This is a genomic window from Kovacikia sp. CALU 1929, assembly GCF_056784235.1.
Genome location: NZ_JBXBCF010000064.1, coordinates 44,847 through 61,494 on the forward strand (window position 1 = coordinate 44,847; position 16,648 = coordinate 61,494).

The following is a 16,648-nucleotide window of genomic DNA, read 5'->3' on the forward strand; positions in this document are numbered from 1 at the left end:
GGCTAACAAGGCGCTGAGTGGATAAGCTTGGGCGTTCGATCTTAAGATAAACGATATATGATTTCTTCTCCCTGGGACATCATCGCGATCGGGGTGGATCAGGGGGGAACCGTCGCACGAAGATCTAGCGGGATAACGCGGGTGGCAACACGAACTTCGGTTTCAGCGCGGCTGTACAGCTTGGGTTGGGAGCGATCTCAGGACGGTTAATAAACGCGATGCCGATATCTCTGCCACAGGGATTTAATGTCACCCCATGACCCTGGCTAGGAACTTCCACATAGGTGCCGTTGCTTAACCATTCCAGGGATCGTTTCCCGCGATCGGTGGTGGTTTGGGCATCGTAGCGGCCCTGCAAGACCAGGGTGGGAATGTTACTTTTCACGACTTGACGTTCCCTGGGGTCTGCGGGTTTGACCGGCCAGTGTTGACAGATGGCTAATTGTTCCAGCATCTCCCCATAGGACGGTTGCGCTAATAGTGGCAGCGGCAAACTACGATTCACGGCTTCGGTTTCCGCCTGGGAACTCCAGGACACATGCTCACGACAGTCGAAGCTCATATGCATTCCTGCCGTGGCCCCTTGATCGACGGGACTGACCTGATTGATGTTGTCTGTCAGCAGTTCATAAATGTGCCGAATCTCTGCCTCTGCCATTGCCTGCAATTCTGCCCGTAGGGGTTGTGCGGTTTGAGTGGGAAATATTTCAGCGATCAAAGTCAGTAAGGTCTGGAGATCGCGCCCTCGGTTGGCATCGTAGCCCGCACCATAGAAGTTGGCGATCGCGAGGTTTTGCTGGGGTTCTGGCAACGTCTTCAGCAGTGTTTTCACCTGGTTTACCCACTGAGTTGAATGCCGTTTTGCCTGGGCAATGGTCGCCCTTTCCTTGAGCAGGTCTTGGGCTTTAATTTGAAAATTAGTTGCCAGCTTCCGATAATGCTCGATCACTAGCGGTCCCTCAGGCTTGGGGTCTGACTGGAAGAGTTTACCGGAGAGGGCTTGCTCATAGGTCGTTGTGTTGCCTCGTTCCAGTTCAGCAATCATCAAGGGCAAATAGCCCCCGAAGGTGGGTTTTGTGTTCAGCCAGTTCGGTACGTTTTCAGCAAAGCTCTTGAGCGTAATGCTGGTTTCAGTTGAGGTTGCTGCTGCTGCTGAGGTTGCCGCTGCCGCTGGGGTTGGCACAGACTCCACTTTGGGCAAGGTCATCGGCTGTTGAGCGAGTTTTTCCAGCAAGGTATTGAGACGGGCTTGCAGATTGGGGTATGCCCGGTTACAGGCGGGATCGGCGGCACAATCCTGCAACAGGTTCAATACAGGCATCACGTTCCGTCGTCCTGCCTCAGTATATTTGTTGATATGGGGGGTGGCGGTAGAATCCAGGACAACGCTCCGGACGACGGTGGGGTAGTTACGGGCGATCGCCATCGCCAAATAGGTGCCGTAGGAAATGCCATACAGGTTGATCTGTTTGTACCCCAAAGCGGCGGCTAAATTCACCGTATCGCGAGCACTGTTGGGGGTGTTGAACTGACTCAGATCAAAGCCATTTTTTTGTAGCACCTGGGCACAGACGGCATACTGGGCGATCGTGCGGTCGTCCGTCAACGGATTATGATCGGCAATCTTTTTCACATACTGGTCAAACTGGCTCCCCAACTTGTCCAGGGCAAAGGCAGTAGCAGCACAGCCTAAGGAACTGGAAAACTGAGTTCCCCGCTGGTCAAATAGCACCACGTCACGGGTCTGGCGGTGAGGGGCAAACACAACCCGACTGTAAGCATCCAGACGACTCACAGCACTGCCCCCTGGACCGCCCTCTAAATAAAAGATCGGATCGGGCAAGGGTGACAGGCTGGTACTGCGAAAGCGGGCATAGGTAATTTCGATTTGACGACCCTTCGGCTGCTCATAGTTTTCGGGGACGGTGAGCACGCCGCAGGTTACGGTCTTTCCCTCCGTTTCCAATGGCAGTACGACTGGGCAGGGAATGGTTTGGGTGCGGTAAAGCGGGGGAGACGGAGAAGTTTGGGCGATCGCGGTTTCCGGTTTGCCCCCCACCTGGTTCATTTCAACCCACGTCAAGGGCGCAGCCATCACCACCAGTCCCAACGATCGGTAAATTTGTTTCATGTTCACCATTCCTGATTGCGGATTCATGCGATCGCTCAACGTTCATGCCAAACAGCAGGGTTACTCAACCACAAAGAGCGGCTTGATCTGGGTGAGACAGCGGCTATCGGGCGCTTGCTGCGGGTTCGTGAGAAAGTCAGCGGCGATTTGAGTCGCACAGTCTCCCGCAGGCATCTTCGGCGGCACCACTAACGCCCCATGCCCAACACCGGGGAAGGTGTAAACATAGGCGGTTTTTAAGTTCCTGGCAACGGCTTCCCCGTAGGGCTGGGGCGTGACCGGGTCGTAAGCGCCATTCAAAACCAGAGTGGGAATCTCCGGATTTTCGTAAGCGAAGGGCGGTTTTAGCTCGACCTGGAGAACGTCACAGACCTTCGTCCCGACTTCGGCTTCGCGGATGCCAAATGGGATCAGTTGCGGATAGGGCGGCGGCAACACCTGGGAGGGCGTGACTTGCACCGACTTAGCCCGAGCACAGAGGACGGTGTGATACATCTCTTTCGCGTCCTCATTACTTTCCAGATCCCCTGAAAGCTTTTCTGCAATCCAACCAAAGTTGCCCTGGCTCGCGGCCTGGATGAGCTTGGGTAGAGAACTACCACGGCCTGTTTCACCGGAATAGGGTCTGTATAAGTAGCCCAGAGTGCCAGCGAGAAAGGCATTGCCATCGAGTTTGGATGCGATCGCTTTTTTGCTGGAGGGAATGGTCAGCGTAATGGGAAGGGGTTTCTGGTTGAGTTGATCGACGATCGCCAGAAATTTCTGCTCCAGATTGGGATAAGCTTGGCTGCATTGTTGATCTTGCGCGCAGGCGTGAAACAGATTTCGCAGGGCATAGCTCATCGTGTGACTCGTCGCTAGGTTAAAATCAATATCCGGTCTGACCACACCATCCAGGATCACGCTGCGGAGTTTTACCTTGTGCTTATCTGCCTGGGAGATGACATATTGCCCCAATAACGTGCCGTAGGAAACGCCATAGTAGTTGAATTGCGGGTAGCCTAACGTCTCTGCCACAAAGTAAACATCAGCGGCATTTTCGCGGGTATTGAAGGCGTTGGGGTTAATCCCCTGCTGCTTGAAGCGATTGTTACACGCCTTAAACCAGCCCGGATCGGTGTAGTCCTTCTCCCCTTTAGCCACGGCAATATTGTGAGCATTAAGCTCAGGGCAGGACAGGAAGGGCTTGGAATACTCTGTCCCCCGCTCCTCCATGAAGATTAAATCGCGGCTCTTTAACAAAGCTTGGAGTTCGGGAAATGCCGGCAAGGCTTTATCGGCAAACATGCCAATGGTTGTGCCGCCGGGGCCACCATTTTCCACAAACAAAGGATCAGCAGCAGGCGTTTTGCCCGTGCTGCGGGTGCGTACAACCGCGAGTTGGATGGTGCGCCCCTGGGGTTGGGCGTGCTGTTCGGGGACGGTGACGTAGCCACAATCCGACTGGGCAGCAATGGCGGCAGGCACGTCAAAGGTTTTGCAGTCAACGGTTTTCCATGCCACACCAAATTTGGCACGATTAGGGGTCGCTCCATTGACTGCATTGCTGCTGGTGGCAACAACCGCAACCGTGAGCAGGGTGAATGAGCAAAAATGAGTCAGTCGTGGGTTCATGAGGGGTTGTCCTTAATCGTTAATCTAAGAGTGAAAGCAAAATTGTGACTTCGCCGTTTGTCCGACAACCAGCCAGCAATAAACCTGACATGGCTGCGCCATCGCCGATCGCATAGACTCGCAAATCGTTGACCTGGGGATGATTGAAAACAGTTGCTAGGGCTTGCTGCGCTCTGACCTGATCATCTGTTTCGCTCAGGAGCAGGATAGGGACGAATTGCACTGCATCCCGATCTCTAAGCCCCTTCAGTTCCGCCACAATATCCGGCTGAATCCCAGTGGGACGAACATACACCTGCTTCCAGGCACTCATCCAGGCAGATTCACCATATTGCTCCCAGAGTTTGCCAACAAAGTGTTGGTAATCCTGCAATGCAATGGGTTCTACGTCTGCTCCTGGCTCAACGATTTCATAGAACACTGCACTCCCAAACCCCGTCTGGCTAGGCTGTCCATAGATTGCTTGCAAACTCGTGATGGCTTCAGGTTGAGATTGAGATTGATCCGAGGAGGGGTACACCATAAACCTACTGTTGGAAAAATGATTAGCTCATACCAAATTAAATTGAAAATGCGACGCATCCTGTAGGGGCAAGGCATTGCCTTGCCCCTACCCAGCGATTGATTTATAGCCGTTATGCTTTAAAGCGGTATCAGGAATGAGCGGGATTGGAAACATCGGCGATCGCCCGCTCCGGTACGTGCTTGATCTGCAACCACAGCACAATGCCCACAATAATTTCAATCGGAATGTTGAGTAGGGCGATCGCGCCTACAGACCGATGAACCTGTTCACCCACCAGCGGTGCGGCAAACAGCACAAAGTCCCACAGCCAGTGAAAGATAATCAGCGGCATGATGTTGTTGAGTTTCAGCATCAACGGCGCAAAGAAAAAGCCAAATAGAAAGGTCATGAGCAATTGCATGGGGACAGCCAGTAAAGGAACCCCTCCAAACACATTCACCGCATGAAGTAGGGAGAAAGCGATCGCGCTCACCAGCATCGCCCACCGCACGCGACGGGTGAGCAAAAAAGCATGTAATACAATGCCGCGATACATAATTTCTTCCCCGAACCCGACTAACAAGGTAGTGAAGCCAGCCACAGCGAATAACTGCCACTGGGCAGCACTGAGGGAGGCACGGCTCAGTCCAGATAAACAGACCACCCACATGGCAATCAGCACGGCGATCGAAGGTAGAAACCACAGGATCTGCTTCCGATTGAGCGCACGAAAGCCGATCGCCTGCCAGCCAAAATAGCGAGTCACCCAAAACACGTTCAGGAGATTCAGCCCCAGCAACACGATCCAGAACACCGTCATCATTTCCGGTGCGCCGTAGGTGATGCCCCGAAAGGTTTTCATGTAAAACATGGCAACACCCATCACTGCCGTATAGATGAATGCCGCTAAGACCGCAATTTTAGGTTTTGAGAGTGATGCACGCTCATCCATAACGGTTATGTTCCCTTCCTATTCAATGGTTTCGGCTCATGCCGCGATCGCCGCCTTAGTGCCTCGCAATCGCGTTAACTCATCGCGCCAGGATGCCACCAGTGCATCGGCATTCACATCCTGCCCCTGCTGCTGCATTCGCCATTTGCGAAACGCCAATTCATCCTGGGCTTTGACAATAGCGGCAGAGGTGCGGCGATTGTATCCAGGAATGCGACGGGTTCTGAAGATGCGATCGCCCTTCACCCCCTCGTATTCTTCCGGCGTAATCACGGGTTCCCGCTCATCGGCAAGCTGTTCTCGGATCACGTTCCGCTCCCAAATACCGCTTTGCCACAGCATCACTCCCACAATCACGAAAAATGGTAAAAAGCCAACCAGTCGCAGGGCACTGTGCTGCACCCACTGAGTCAGAAAGGGTTCCACCACAGCAGGGGCGGCGACGGCGGTTTTTGATTCAGCAGGCAATGGCTTACCCGTCGCAAAGTAGACGAAGAGCGCCAGGAACAAGCCGATGGCATTGTTGAGGAAATGACCCGAAAAGCCCAGTAGCCAGCCGCAGATCGGTCCCGCATAGCGCAACCAGCGGCGGGTCGTTTGACGGGCTAGTCCCAAGCCCATGCCAAACAGCCCAGTGTACAGGGCATGACCCGTAAACCCAAACAGGGCAAAGCGATCGGCGATCTGGAAATACAGCGGAATATCTCCAGTCGTGTTGAACCCATTGGTGATGTAAAGCGGAGCTTCCAGCAAATTAAAGCCAATGCCCACTAATGCTCCATAGATAAAGCCATCGCGGACACTATCAAACTCCGATCGCAGCAGCCAAAACAGCAGCAATACCCCCAGTCCTTTTGTTGTTTCTTCTACGAGTGGTCCGGCAATGGGTGCTGCCAGCATCTTCCCAGCATTTTCGCCCCCCAAAATGGCTTTGATGTCGGGATGAACCGCCACAAAATCACTCAGGCTTTTGAAGATAAAGTCATTGATGGGTAGAGCCAGCCCGGTGGCAATCAGCGCCCCCCACAACACGGCAATCAAATACAGCCAGCGGGACTCCGGTTCGCGTCGATCGAGAAACCACAGAATGGCAAGAGGAAACAGCGTCACCAGCAGGACGGCAATTTGACTAATGACAAAGACCTGGACAGCCGCTGGGGAGAGCGCGGAAAAATAGCCCCGGAACAAGGAAAACAGGCTGGTCAGTAGCAGCACAACCAGAACAATGGTGGCAAAGATCGCATTTTTAGGACGGCTCAAGGGGGAGCCATAGAGAATTCGGGCAGTCTCACTGAGGGTCATAGATGTTATTGATAATTGTTAAATGTACAAAATATGTAAGGGCAGGTTTATCAGCAGCAGTTCAGGTACTTAAAAAAACTCTGGCAAAACCTGCTCTTACTAAGTGGAATGGATTGCAGTCACCGACTATCGACGGTTACAATCCCGATCGGCTGTATAGACGATCGCTCCATACCGACCATCGGTGGTTCTAATCGCCACACAGTTTCCTGTATTTTGTTCCAACCAATAGGTAAAACTACTATCTGCCTGTTGGGTACTGCGCCGTAACTCATAGCCACGTTGCGCCAGCGCATTCTCAGCCTGTCCGGCTCTGGCTCCCACTAAATCAGCCAAAGCGGGTACGGTTTCTCCGGGGCGAGCAGACGGGGTAGAAGGAGTGGATGGAGGTGTGGTCGCCGTATAGGGGCTGAGATTGGGTGACCACGCCCAACCTTTGACGCTAGGATCGTCGCGAAATTCAACCTGGCACCAGGTGGGCATTGTCTGCCGCTGGCAGCCCAGATTCCGTAAAACTGTTCCGTTTGGAACGTTATTGGTCACGGTTTTAGCCAATAGCCCAGGGCTGGCTTTGAGGAAGGTTTTGGAAACCGTGACCCAAAATTCTGGTTTCTGAGCCGCAGGATTGCTGCCACCATTGCCGCCATCCAGGTTGACTGACAAAACCGTGTTATCAATGGTGTTGACGCGGCATTCTGCCGTTTGGCTTGTCTTGTTGTTCCGCATGAACAGGGTTACTGCCCCACTTTCAGCACTAACCGGACCTGCGCTGGTTACGGAAACATCGCGGGTTGCCACTCCCATTTCTTCAGCGGTTCTTTGGATACAAGCATTTCTAGCGCTAGAGGGCACAGGTTGGGCGATCGCAGAAGATACCGCTGTGAATGTCACCACCGCCAGTACACCGCATCCGAAAGTAGTTTTGAATTGCATTCCGAAACCAAACTCCTCAATGAATTGATCTAATCGATACTGAGAAACGTTTTGCCTAAAGTTGGTTATTCACCGCCATCAGCAAAGATGATGAAATCACTGCGAACCCAGCCGATCGCCTTAGACTGCACAAATTGCACCTTGCACCAGTTCAAGTCACTGCCCCGACGATCGCGATCTTGGACGCACTGAATCACTTTTACTTTGTCACCCGGTAGCCCATAGCTGGGTGAACTGGAAATCGTGGGTTGCGATCGGACATTAACCCGTGAGTTCGGATTGCTGGCTCTTAGCGTGGAAATGCCCTGCGCCAGAACAGGAAATCCTGTAGAGAAGAGAGCGATCGCAGCAAGAACAAACGGAAAACTCCGTTTCAACATGATGACAACTCATAAAAAAGTTTTACAAACAAAGCACCCAGGAATTCAGATCTCCGACTTTTTTGACAAGCCAGAGATCTAAGCCATCGCGACTATTTCGCACAATCTTCTGAACCACCTGCATAGACGATCGACTGGTAGCGTCCTTCTTCGGTGAGGATAGTCACACAGTAATTGGTTTTACCCTCTAGCCATTGACTGTAAACAGAATTGCCAGAAGGAGAAGCCTTGACGAAACGATAGCCCCGTTGTTTGAGCGCGTTTTCTGCCTGTCCTGCCCGTGCCCCAACTAAATCACTCAGGCGAGAGACGGTCGTACCCGCCGCAGGCTGGGAATTAGCAGCCGTGGAACTTCCGCCCATCGTGTTACCCTGATTACCACTCGTATTACCCTGATTGTTATAGGGAGCGGTATCCCAATACACAAAAATGGATTCGTTAGCAAGGCGATAGATTTGCCCTTTGTCGCCCAGCCCAGACTGCCGATAGGCGGCTTTCCCGTTCTGATCGCGGTAATTGCCGGGGTTATTACCCACCGGACGTAAGTCGTAGCGTTTACCGTTTTGCAATTGAATCCCAACAACACCCTGCCGTTGAGAAAAGGTGCAGGGTCCCGAAGATGTCGCCCGATCTTCCCCTTTAGGATACACATCGCAGCGGGCATTCACGGTGTCTGCTTTTGCCGACACAGTCAGACTAAGCGAAGCAATTGACAGCGCGATCGCTGTAACAGATTTCCGAAGATTCATCGATAATTCCTTCAATTAGAAAATTAGCGTCACTAAAATTATTTCACTAAAGTAACACGCAAATGTGAGAAAGTTGTGAAGCAAGTTTTGTGGAATGACACTGAGCCTTCAAGCGTGCTAAGCGCTGCTATAGCCCTTTTCAAGGGTGTGAAGTACAGTGAGGATGCAAAGCATCTCACTGTACTTCACACGTCTGTACTTTATCCAGGTGCAAACCGCTATAGACAAAAAGTATTGGGGTGAGATTGCTCTATAGACTGGGGCGATTTCTCAAACAGATTTTACCCTCTGGAGATTTGCCTTTCGACTCCGCTCAACGCCATTACTGCCACCGCTTGAGTTGCCACCCGCTGAGCTTTGTCCATAGGGAGCCGTATCCCAGTAAACGTAGAGCGACTCATTAGCGTAGCGAGGCGATAAATTTAACCTTTGTCGCCGAGTCCCTGATTTTATGAGCCTTTTTAACCATGAGACCTTTTAACCTGATTCCCTGACCGCGACTGATTCTTTTTCGGTAAAGTTAATGTCAGTTGCGATCTCAGATTCGTTGGGTTGACTCATGCGTAGACTTTTATTCCATCGTTCTTTTCAGACTCTCATCCGCTTTGCCTTGATCAGTGTGTTTACATTCGGTCTGGTGCTTGGCTGGGGTGCGATCGCCCACAGTCAACTGCCTTCTATGTCAAGCGATGCCTCCAACAATCGCCTCAATCCGCCGTCGGGGGTCAGGCGATCGGGGGAGTATGAAACGGCTTGGATTCGATCGCCACTCGATGGTCAGCAATTGTTTGAGGTGACCTCTCCCACAATCTTTAATCGGGATGAAGTCGCAGCAGGTATGCTTCCGGTTGAAGTGCGGGCACAAGAAGTCAATGAGCGGTTGTGGCGAGTGTTTTACCGAACCAGCAGTGCCAAACAAACACCAATGGTAACGACATCCACCCTGAATAACCGCCCCATTATTCAGATTAGCGACGATCAATTCACCCGTCCAATTCGATTAGTGACCGTTACAGAACCAGACGCTGACTTGCATGGCAAAACCCTGGATGAATTAGCAGAGGAATGGCAAACCATTATTCAAAATGAAATCGTTCGGTTCAAGCAGTTGGCTTCACCGGAAGTTTTTTTACAGCGTGTGAGACAGGCATTGCAAATCTTGTTATGGTTGCTGATTGCGAGTGCTGTAATCTGGTTCCTGCGACGGATTTTGACCCGCCGCCAACAAATTTTGGAAGCGCGTTATCAACAAGAATTGGCTACGCTCGTCGCTACAGAAAAAGCACAGAAATCAGAAACAATCATTCAATCAGAAATTATCGAAGGAGAAGAAACGGAAGCGAGAGAGATTGCGGATGTGCGATCGCGATTTTTGGCAACTCTGCAACACCAATTTAGTCTAAAGCGTCAATTAGACATTGACAAGTTTTTCAAATGGGCACTGTTCTGGGTTTTTATCTTGATGTGGTATATCGGCATTGCTCACATCATATCCAACGTTCCCCTTTTGATGCGATGGAGTCTTAACGTATGGGCGACTCCACTGGCATTGCTTGTGATCTGGTTTGGCATTAGTTTAGCCATCCGTATCAGCAAAAGTTTAATTGATCGCTTCATGCATTCCTGGAAAGTCAATCCACTGCTCCCGCTGGGGGAAGCGCAGCGCGTCGTCATGAGAAGCACCACCATCGCTGAAGCTTTAAAGGGATTGATCACTTTTGTTTTGGTCATTGTTGGGATTATCTGGATCCTCGGTTTATTCGATGTTCCCACCAGTTCAATTTTGGCAGGAGGCGCTGTCATTGGTTTAGCGATTTCCTTTGGTTCTCAAAGTCTGATTAAGGATCTGGTCAATGGTTGCTTAATTTTAATAGAAGATCAATTTGCCGTAGGCGATGTGATTCAGATTGATAACAAGAGTGGTTTGGTGGAAAATCTCAACTTGCGTGTGACTCAACTGCGAAATGGTGAAGGTCAACTGATCACCATTCCCAATAGCAATATCACCGATGTCTGCAACTTAACCCGCCTCTGGTCACGGGTCGATTTTTCCATTGTGGTCGCCTATGAAAATGACCCGAAGCAGGTTCTCGATGTTTTGAGGCAGGTGTCGCAGCAGATGTATCATGAACCAGAATGGCGCGATCGCCTGCTAGAAATGCCCGAAGTGCTAGGGATTGATGACCTCTCCCATACTGGAATGCTTGTGCGCGTCTGGATCAAGACTGTGCCAATGGAACAATGGAGCGTTGGACGAGAGTTTCGTCTACGGGTACGACAAGCCTTTGAGGCAAACCAGATCGCGATCGGTAAACCACAATGGATCACTCACAACACGGATTTGGCAGAGTCTCCTGTTCAAAATTAGCCTTTATCTAAGAATCCTGGATTTAATAACCCCGCAAACTGTACGGGCGGGTTTAGCAGTCCAATTTGCCTGACGCGATGGATTTGACGGTAAAACCCGCCCCTACCCAATCCCGAACTTATTTAATTCTCATTCCTAAAAAGGGTCTACCAGTTATGGGCATCAACCATCTCCTCACAAGTTCCTCAAATTGTTTTTCTAATCTTGGAGTGCAACCCATTGGTCGCCCGCCCAGCTTGAGAACATCATGGTGATATTGCAACGCATGGATATCCGTAATCTACGAGAAGACTACACTCAAGCAGAACTGACACGCAAGAATTTACAAGCAGATCCGTTTCAGCAATTTGAACTCTGGTTTCAACAAGCTTGCAAGGCAGAGTTAGATGAACCCAATGCCATGATTTTGGCAACGGCTTCTACTCAAGGGGAACCATTAGTTCGTACCGTACTTTTGAAATATTTTGACCAGGATGGTTTTGTCTTTTTCACCAATTACGAGAGCCGCAAAGCTCAACATATCAACGAAAATCCCCATGTCTCCCTGTTGTTTCTCTGGCTACCACTACAACGCCAGGTGCAAATTACAGGCACAGCGACCAAAATCCCGATAACCGAATCGCTTCACTATTTTGTGACTCGTCCACGCGGGAGCCAATTAGGAGCCTGGTGTTCCCCTCAAAGTTCTGTCATCTCATCCCGCCAGATGTTGTTGCTGGAATTTGAAAAGATGAAACAGAAGTTTCTCAACCAGGAAATTCCTCTGCCCTCTTCCTGGGGAGGCTACCGGGTCATTCCGAAGAATTTTGAATTCTGGCAAGGGGGTTCTAACCGACTGCACGATCGCTTTTTGTATGTTCGTCAAGATAATGAACATTGGGAAATTCAGAGGCTTGCACCCTGAGTGGTGCAGGTTCTGCCAATCACCCAGGATGATAATGACGACCTTGTCATTGGGGTCGTGAGCCATTCAAACCAATCTCTAATCAAACAAACCCTCTACCTTTTGCCGGAAGGCAATCAGGGCATGGGTGGCTTGAAATGGCTTTAAGTCTTCCAGCAATTGCTCCGATAGTTCCGACGTGACGATAGTTTTAATTTCAATGTTGGTGTTGTAACCCGCCATATCACCCATCCGTCTGCCATGACTCCCTGCGCCCTGCGCCGGAGTGATCGTATAGCCAGACACGCCAGACTTGGTGAGCAGGTGTATCAACCGATCCTGTAGAACGGCTTCACCAATAATTGTGACAAGAACACCGTGCATTAAAGAAGAGGACATAAAAACTCCGAGAATGGTTGGATGGAAAGTATTGAATGAAGCCCTACTAACTTACAGCGATTAACTGACAGTAATTGTTAGATGAGTCAACCACAACGACGTGTGGATGAGTTTGCAGGTGGCTTATACAAGGGGAATCACCTACTTTTCCACTGTGATTCATCATAACCAAATGATGTTTCATTTCCAGGGTTATTTGATGAAGTACGACATCAAACTTCAATCTATTCAGATATCGGCGTTGAGCAGTCTGAAGGTATGGAGAGAGCGATCGCGCTAAAATTTCAGAGAGGAATAACCACAGCGGTATTTGCATGACTGAGCCATCCCCCCTCTACATTTCTCGGCAGCAGGCTGAAGCAGTTGAGCACGAGTTTGCCGAAGCGTTGCAGAAGCCCAGTGCGTATCCTGTGGTGTTTCATCTTTGGGGCATTGGCGGAGTCGGTAAATCGACCTTGATCAGACGGCTGAAGAAGCACCACGAACAGGAAGCAGACTTTGCTGTCCTATCCTTCCATATTGAAGACATCATTCAGACTCCGATTGAACTGATGGCAAAGCTCTATGAGCAATTGCCCCCACTGCCTCACCCACTGCGACGGGATGTGTCGGAAGTTTTCAAGACTGACCCGTTTAGTTCGCTACTTGAGAAATATCAGCAGACATTGCACCAGTTGGGGAAGCAAGCTCTGCCAGGACGAAAGGCGGTAGAACCGGATCAAGTGAATGCGGTGAAGCAACTACTGAATAGGGCAGCCACCGTTGGGTTGCCAATCTTGACTCAGGGAGCAGTTGATCCGGCAGTGGCAGGATCTGTCTCGGAAACGGTGATGAATGTGGCAACGACCGCCCTATCCGTCTTCGATCTGATCGCCCAGCATCCGGAAACGCAAAAGGACAAGGAAGTACGGGATCTGATGCTGGAACCGTTGCCCAAGTTGTCCCAGGCGTTTGTTGAGAGCTTACGCCAAAGAGCAGCCAAGCGCCCCGTAGTTCTGGTGTTGGATACCTATGAAAAAGCCCCATCGAGTGTGGATACCTGGCTGTGTGGCTTGCTGTTGCCAATGCCAGGTTTGCAATCTCAGCCAATTCGATGGGTAATTGCAGGGCGCTATCACCTCACTGAGCAGAAAGAAGTATGGCGCAAATTACAGCAAGACCTCCAGCTTCTGAACGGATCCGGGCAACGGCTAGAACGGTTTATTGAAGACCAGACAAAGGCTTATCTGCAACAAGTAGGCATCGTTGAACCCAGCCAGATCCAGGCGATTCATCAAAAAACCAAAGGCTTACCTTACTATCTCAACCGAATTCGAGAGACCAGCCTGAAGGGGCAAACCATTGACCTGACCCAAGACATCAGTCAGTTGTTTTTTCCCAATCTAAATGCATCCCAAGCTCAAATGCTGCAATTGGTAGCCTGTTGTCGGTGGTTTGATAAACCTCTGGTTCGGCATCTGGCGGAGAAGCATGGATTCGGATTTCAAATCAGCCCCAATGACTCTTCAGACTGGTTTGAATGGCTCAAGCAACTGGACTTTTTAGATCCTGCCTTAAAGCCCTACGGGCTGGATGATGTGGCGCGATCTACGTTACGGGAGTTGATGCACACCGATGACTGCGAAGCCTTTTATAAAACCCACAACTGGCTGGCGGCATACTTTGAAGAACGAGCTAATCAGGTGATTGCCGCAGATCAACCGGAATCTGAAAAATATAATGATGCGGATTGGTGCCGATATACGATTGAAGCGATTTATCACACGCTCTTTTCTCGCGGACAGGACTACCGGGCGCGATTTCTCTCCCACCTGTTCGTAGCTTGCTACCTGAACCAAATTCAAGTTGTGGTTGAACCAGTCGCTTCGATCGACGCGGAAGCCGCTATTAAGGATCATCAACTCTTACCGAATCAAACCCAGAAATTCCTCACCAGTCTGGAACTGGTTGTGTTGAAGGGGGGATGGTTTGTATTAGGTACCTCCCCGAATCAGTACGAGGTGAATGTTGAACAAACGGGCTTTGGCAAGACCCAGGTCGAAACCGCCTTGCAAAGCTGCCTCAGTCGAATTGATGCCCTGGAGGGGTTGGCGAAGTTTGCGGCACTGTTTTATAAATCTAAACGCTACCCCCAGCCTCAGCGTATCGAGTGGTTGCTCAGGGCAAAAGCCCAGGCTGAACAAATTGCGACTCCAACGACTCCAGAATTCAGTAGCGACCTGTTGTGGAAACTGGGTAATGAATTTTATGACTTAGGACACCAGGGCGAGGCAATTGCCAGCTATGACAAAGCCATCGAATTCAAACTGGACGATCACGAAGCCTGGAACAACCGCGGTAATGCGCTGTCTAACCTAGGGCGCAAGGAAGAGGCAATTGCCAGCTATGACAAAGCCATCAAATTCAAACCAGACTTGCACGAAGCCTGGAACAACCGCGGCAATGCGCTGTCTAACCTAGGGCGCAAGGAAGAGGCAATTGCCAGCTATGACAAAGCCATCAAATTTAAACCGGACTATCACGCAGCCTGGAACAACCGCGGCTTGGCACTGTATGCCTTAGGGCGGAAGGAAGATGCCATTGCCAGCTATGACCAAGCGATCAAAATCAACCCGGACTATGACGCAGCCTGGAACAACCGCGGCTTGGCGCTGTATGCCTTAGGGCGCCAGGAAGACGCCATCACCAGCTATGACAAAGCCATCAAATTCAAACCGGACTTGCACGAAGCCTGGAACAACCGCGGCAATGCGCTGTCTAACCTAGGGCACCAGGAAGAGTCCATTGCCAGCTATGACAAAGCCATTGAATTCAGACCGGACGATCACGCAGCCTGGTACAACCGCGGCGTGGCACTGGATGACTTAGGGTGCCAGGAAGATGCCATCGCCAGCTATGACAAAGCCATCAAATTCAAACCGGACTTGCACGAAGCCTGGAACAACCGCGGCTTGGTGCTGTATGCCTTAGGGCGCCAGGAAGATGCCATCGCCAGCTATGACAAAGCCATCGAACTCAGACCGGACGATCACGAAGCCTGGTACAACCGCGGCTTGGCGCTGGATGACTTAGGACACCAGGAAGATGCCATCGCCAGCTATGACAAAGCCATCGAATTCAAACCGGACTATGACGCAGCCTGGTCCAACCGCGGCGGGGCGCTGTCTAACCTAGGGCGCCAGGAAGATGCCATCGCCAGCTATGACAAAGCCATCAAATTCAAACTGGACTTTCACGAAGCCTGGTACAACCGCGGCAATGCGCTGGCTGCCTTAGGGCGTAAGGACGAGGCGATTGCCAGCTATGACAAAGCCATCGAATTCAAACCGGACTTGCACGAAGCCTGGTTCACCCGCGGCTTGGCGCTGGATGACTTAGGGCGCCAGGAAGACGCCATCGCCAGCTATGACAAAGCCATCAAATTCAAACCGGACTATGACGCAGCCTGGTACAACCGCGGCGTGGCACTGTATGCCTTAGGGCACCAGGAAGATGCCATCGCCAGCTATGACAAAGCCATCGAATTCAAACCGGACGATCACGAAGCCTGGTTCAACCGCGGCGTGGCGCTGGATGACTTAGGGCGCCAGGAAGATGCAATTGAAAGCTATGATCGGGCGATCCAAATCAATCCAGAGTATCGCTTTCTTTGGGGAAATCGGGGCTTGGCGCTGATGCAGTTGAGGCAATTTGAAGCTGCACAGGAGAACTTTGATCGGTTGATTGCGCTGAATCCCGATGATGCAAGAGCGTACTACATCAAAGCCTGTTGCTATGGATTGCAGCAGCAGATTGATTTAGCAATTGAAACCCTGAAACACGCGATCGCCCTGGATTCCGGGTATCGGGATATGGCTAAAACAGACCCGGATTTTGATGGGATTCGAGAAGATAAACGGTTCCAGGTATTAATTGGCGCGTAGGGGATGCTGGAAGCAAGGGAAACTGCCACAATACAGAATGCTACTGGCTTCGGTCATCAACTCGACTAAATCAGCCTCAATACTTGCCTTAAGCAACGCAATTCGGGTGTTCATACACCAGTTCTCCTTGCTCTCGAACAGCGTTTGTAAAATGTGACGGGGTGTTAAGCTCTCGTAGATCGATGGTCCAACCGGGACAGGCTCGCTCCAAATCACGCCAGAGCGAAAAGTAAGTTTTGCCATCTGTTCCCTCAACTGCCACATCGATGTCAGAGCCAACATGAAAATAGCCCGGTTGCGTTACAGACCCAAACAGGTAAACCCGTTTTACCAGAGGATAGATTGGTGCAACCTGTGCGATCGCTGCCAGCACAACACGACGCGCATGTTGGCGGTGGGCTTCCCGCTGCTGGAACGCATCAGATTCCCGGCGTTCAAAGTTTTCTCGGCAGTGTTGCCACTCCACAGACATAGAGGTTGGTTCATGGTTGCTTGCCTCTATTCTAGGA

14 protein-coding genes are annotated in these 16,648 nt (G+C 51.0%); 3 read left to right on the forward strand and 11 right to left on the reverse strand.

The window, feature by feature from the left end:
* Positions 1–124: 124 nt before the first annotated feature.
* The 8 genes from AC1S52_RS11350 to AC1S52_RS11385 form a co-directional block, all read right to left on the reverse strand.
* A complete protein-coding gene (locus AC1S52_RS11350) occupies positions 125–2,131 on the reverse strand; it encodes an alpha/beta fold hydrolase (protein WP_482029117.1) in 2,007 nt (668 codons plus the stop codon).
* Between the two features lie 60 nt (positions 2,132–2,191).
* The gene (locus AC1S52_RS11355; RefSeq protein ID WP_482029118.1) at positions 2,192–3,745 is read right to left on the reverse strand and encodes an alpha/beta fold hydrolase; all 1,554 of its coding nucleotides are present in this window, start codon (positions 3,743–3,745) and stop codon (positions 2,192–2,194) included.
* A gap of 19 nt (positions 3,746–3,764) precedes the next feature.
* Positions 3,765–4,268 carry a hypothetical protein gene (locus AC1S52_RS11360; RefSeq protein ID WP_482029119.1) on the reverse strand — a complete coding sequence of 168 codons (504 nt, stop codon included), beginning with the start codon at positions 4,266–4,268 and terminating at the stop codon, positions 3,765–3,767.
* 130 nt (positions 4,269–4,398) lie between these two features.
* Positions 4,399–5,202, reverse strand: coding sequence for a CPBP family intramembrane glutamic endopeptidase (locus tag AC1S52_RS11365; protein WP_482029120.1), 804 nt, complete (start codon positions 5,200–5,202; stop codon positions 4,399–4,401).
* Between the two features lie 36 nt (positions 5,203–5,238).
* Positions 5,239–6,504 (reverse strand): PrsW family intramembrane metalloprotease, encoded by a 1,266-nt coding sequence (locus tag AC1S52_RS11370; protein ID WP_482029121.1) that lies wholly within the window; start codon positions 6,502–6,504, stop codon positions 5,239–5,241.
* 126 nt (positions 6,505–6,630) lie between these two features.
* Positions 6,631–7,437, reverse strand: coding sequence for a hypothetical protein (locus AC1S52_RS11375; protein WP_482029122.1), 807 nt, complete (start codon positions 7,435–7,437; stop codon positions 6,631–6,633).
* A 65-nt stretch (positions 7,438–7,502) separates the two neighbouring features.
* Complete coding sequence (locus tag AC1S52_RS11380; RefSeq protein WP_482029123.1) at positions 7,503–7,817, reverse strand: SH3 domain-containing protein; 315 nt, start codon at positions 7,815–7,817, stop codon at positions 7,503–7,505.
* Between the two features lie 92 nt (positions 7,818–7,909).
* Positions 7,910–8,566 carry a hypothetical protein gene (locus AC1S52_RS11385; RefSeq protein ID WP_482029124.1) on the reverse strand — a complete coding sequence of 219 codons (657 nt, stop codon included), beginning with the start codon at positions 8,564–8,566 and terminating at the stop codon, positions 7,910–7,912.
* 559 nt (positions 8,567–9,125) lie between these two features.
* Here AC1S52_RS11385 and AC1S52_RS11390 point away from each other — a divergent pair.
* Positions 9,126–10,934: a mechanosensitive ion channel family protein gene (locus tag AC1S52_RS11390; protein WP_482029125.1), complete on the forward strand. Its 1,809-nt coding sequence runs from the start codon at positions 9,126–9,128 to the stop codon at positions 10,932–10,934.
* 247 nt (positions 10,935–11,181) lie between these two features.
* A complete protein-coding gene (pdxH, locus tag AC1S52_RS11395; protein WP_482029126.1) occupies positions 11,182–11,838 on the forward strand; it encodes a pyridoxamine 5'-phosphate oxidase in 657 nt (218 codons plus the stop codon).
* Between the two features lie 78 nt (positions 11,839–11,916).
* Here pdxH and AC1S52_RS11400 read toward each other — a convergent pair whose 3' ends face one another.
* Entirely contained in the window at positions 11,917–12,216 is a 300-nt protein-coding gene (locus AC1S52_RS11400; protein ID WP_482029127.1) for a P-II family nitrogen regulator, read from the reverse strand.
* A gap of 314 nt (positions 12,217–12,530) precedes the next feature.
* Between AC1S52_RS11400 and AC1S52_RS11405 the strand changes: the two genes are divergently transcribed.
* Positions 12,531–16,139, forward strand: coding sequence for a tetratricopeptide repeat protein (locus AC1S52_RS11405; RefSeq protein WP_482029128.1), 3,609 nt, complete (start codon positions 12,531–12,533; stop codon positions 16,137–16,139).
* Here AC1S52_RS11405 and AC1S52_RS11410 read toward each other — a convergent pair.
* Both AC1S52_RS11410 and AC1S52_RS11415 read right to left on the reverse strand, forming a co-directional pair.
* Complete coding sequence (locus tag AC1S52_RS11410) at positions 16,125–16,253, reverse strand: hypothetical protein (protein ID WP_482029129.1); 129 nt, start codon at positions 16,251–16,253, stop codon at positions 16,125–16,127. The two genes, AC1S52_RS11405 and AC1S52_RS11410, sit on opposite strands and share 15 nt — an antisense overlap.
* Positions 16,228–16,611 carry a nucleotidyltransferase family protein gene (locus AC1S52_RS11415; RefSeq protein WP_482029130.1) on the reverse strand — a complete coding sequence of 128 codons (384 nt, stop codon included), beginning with the start codon at positions 16,609–16,611 and terminating at the stop codon, positions 16,228–16,230. The genes AC1S52_RS11410 and AC1S52_RS11415 overlap by 26 nt, the downstream gene beginning before the upstream one ends.
* Positions 16,612–16,648 lie beyond the last annotated feature (37 nt).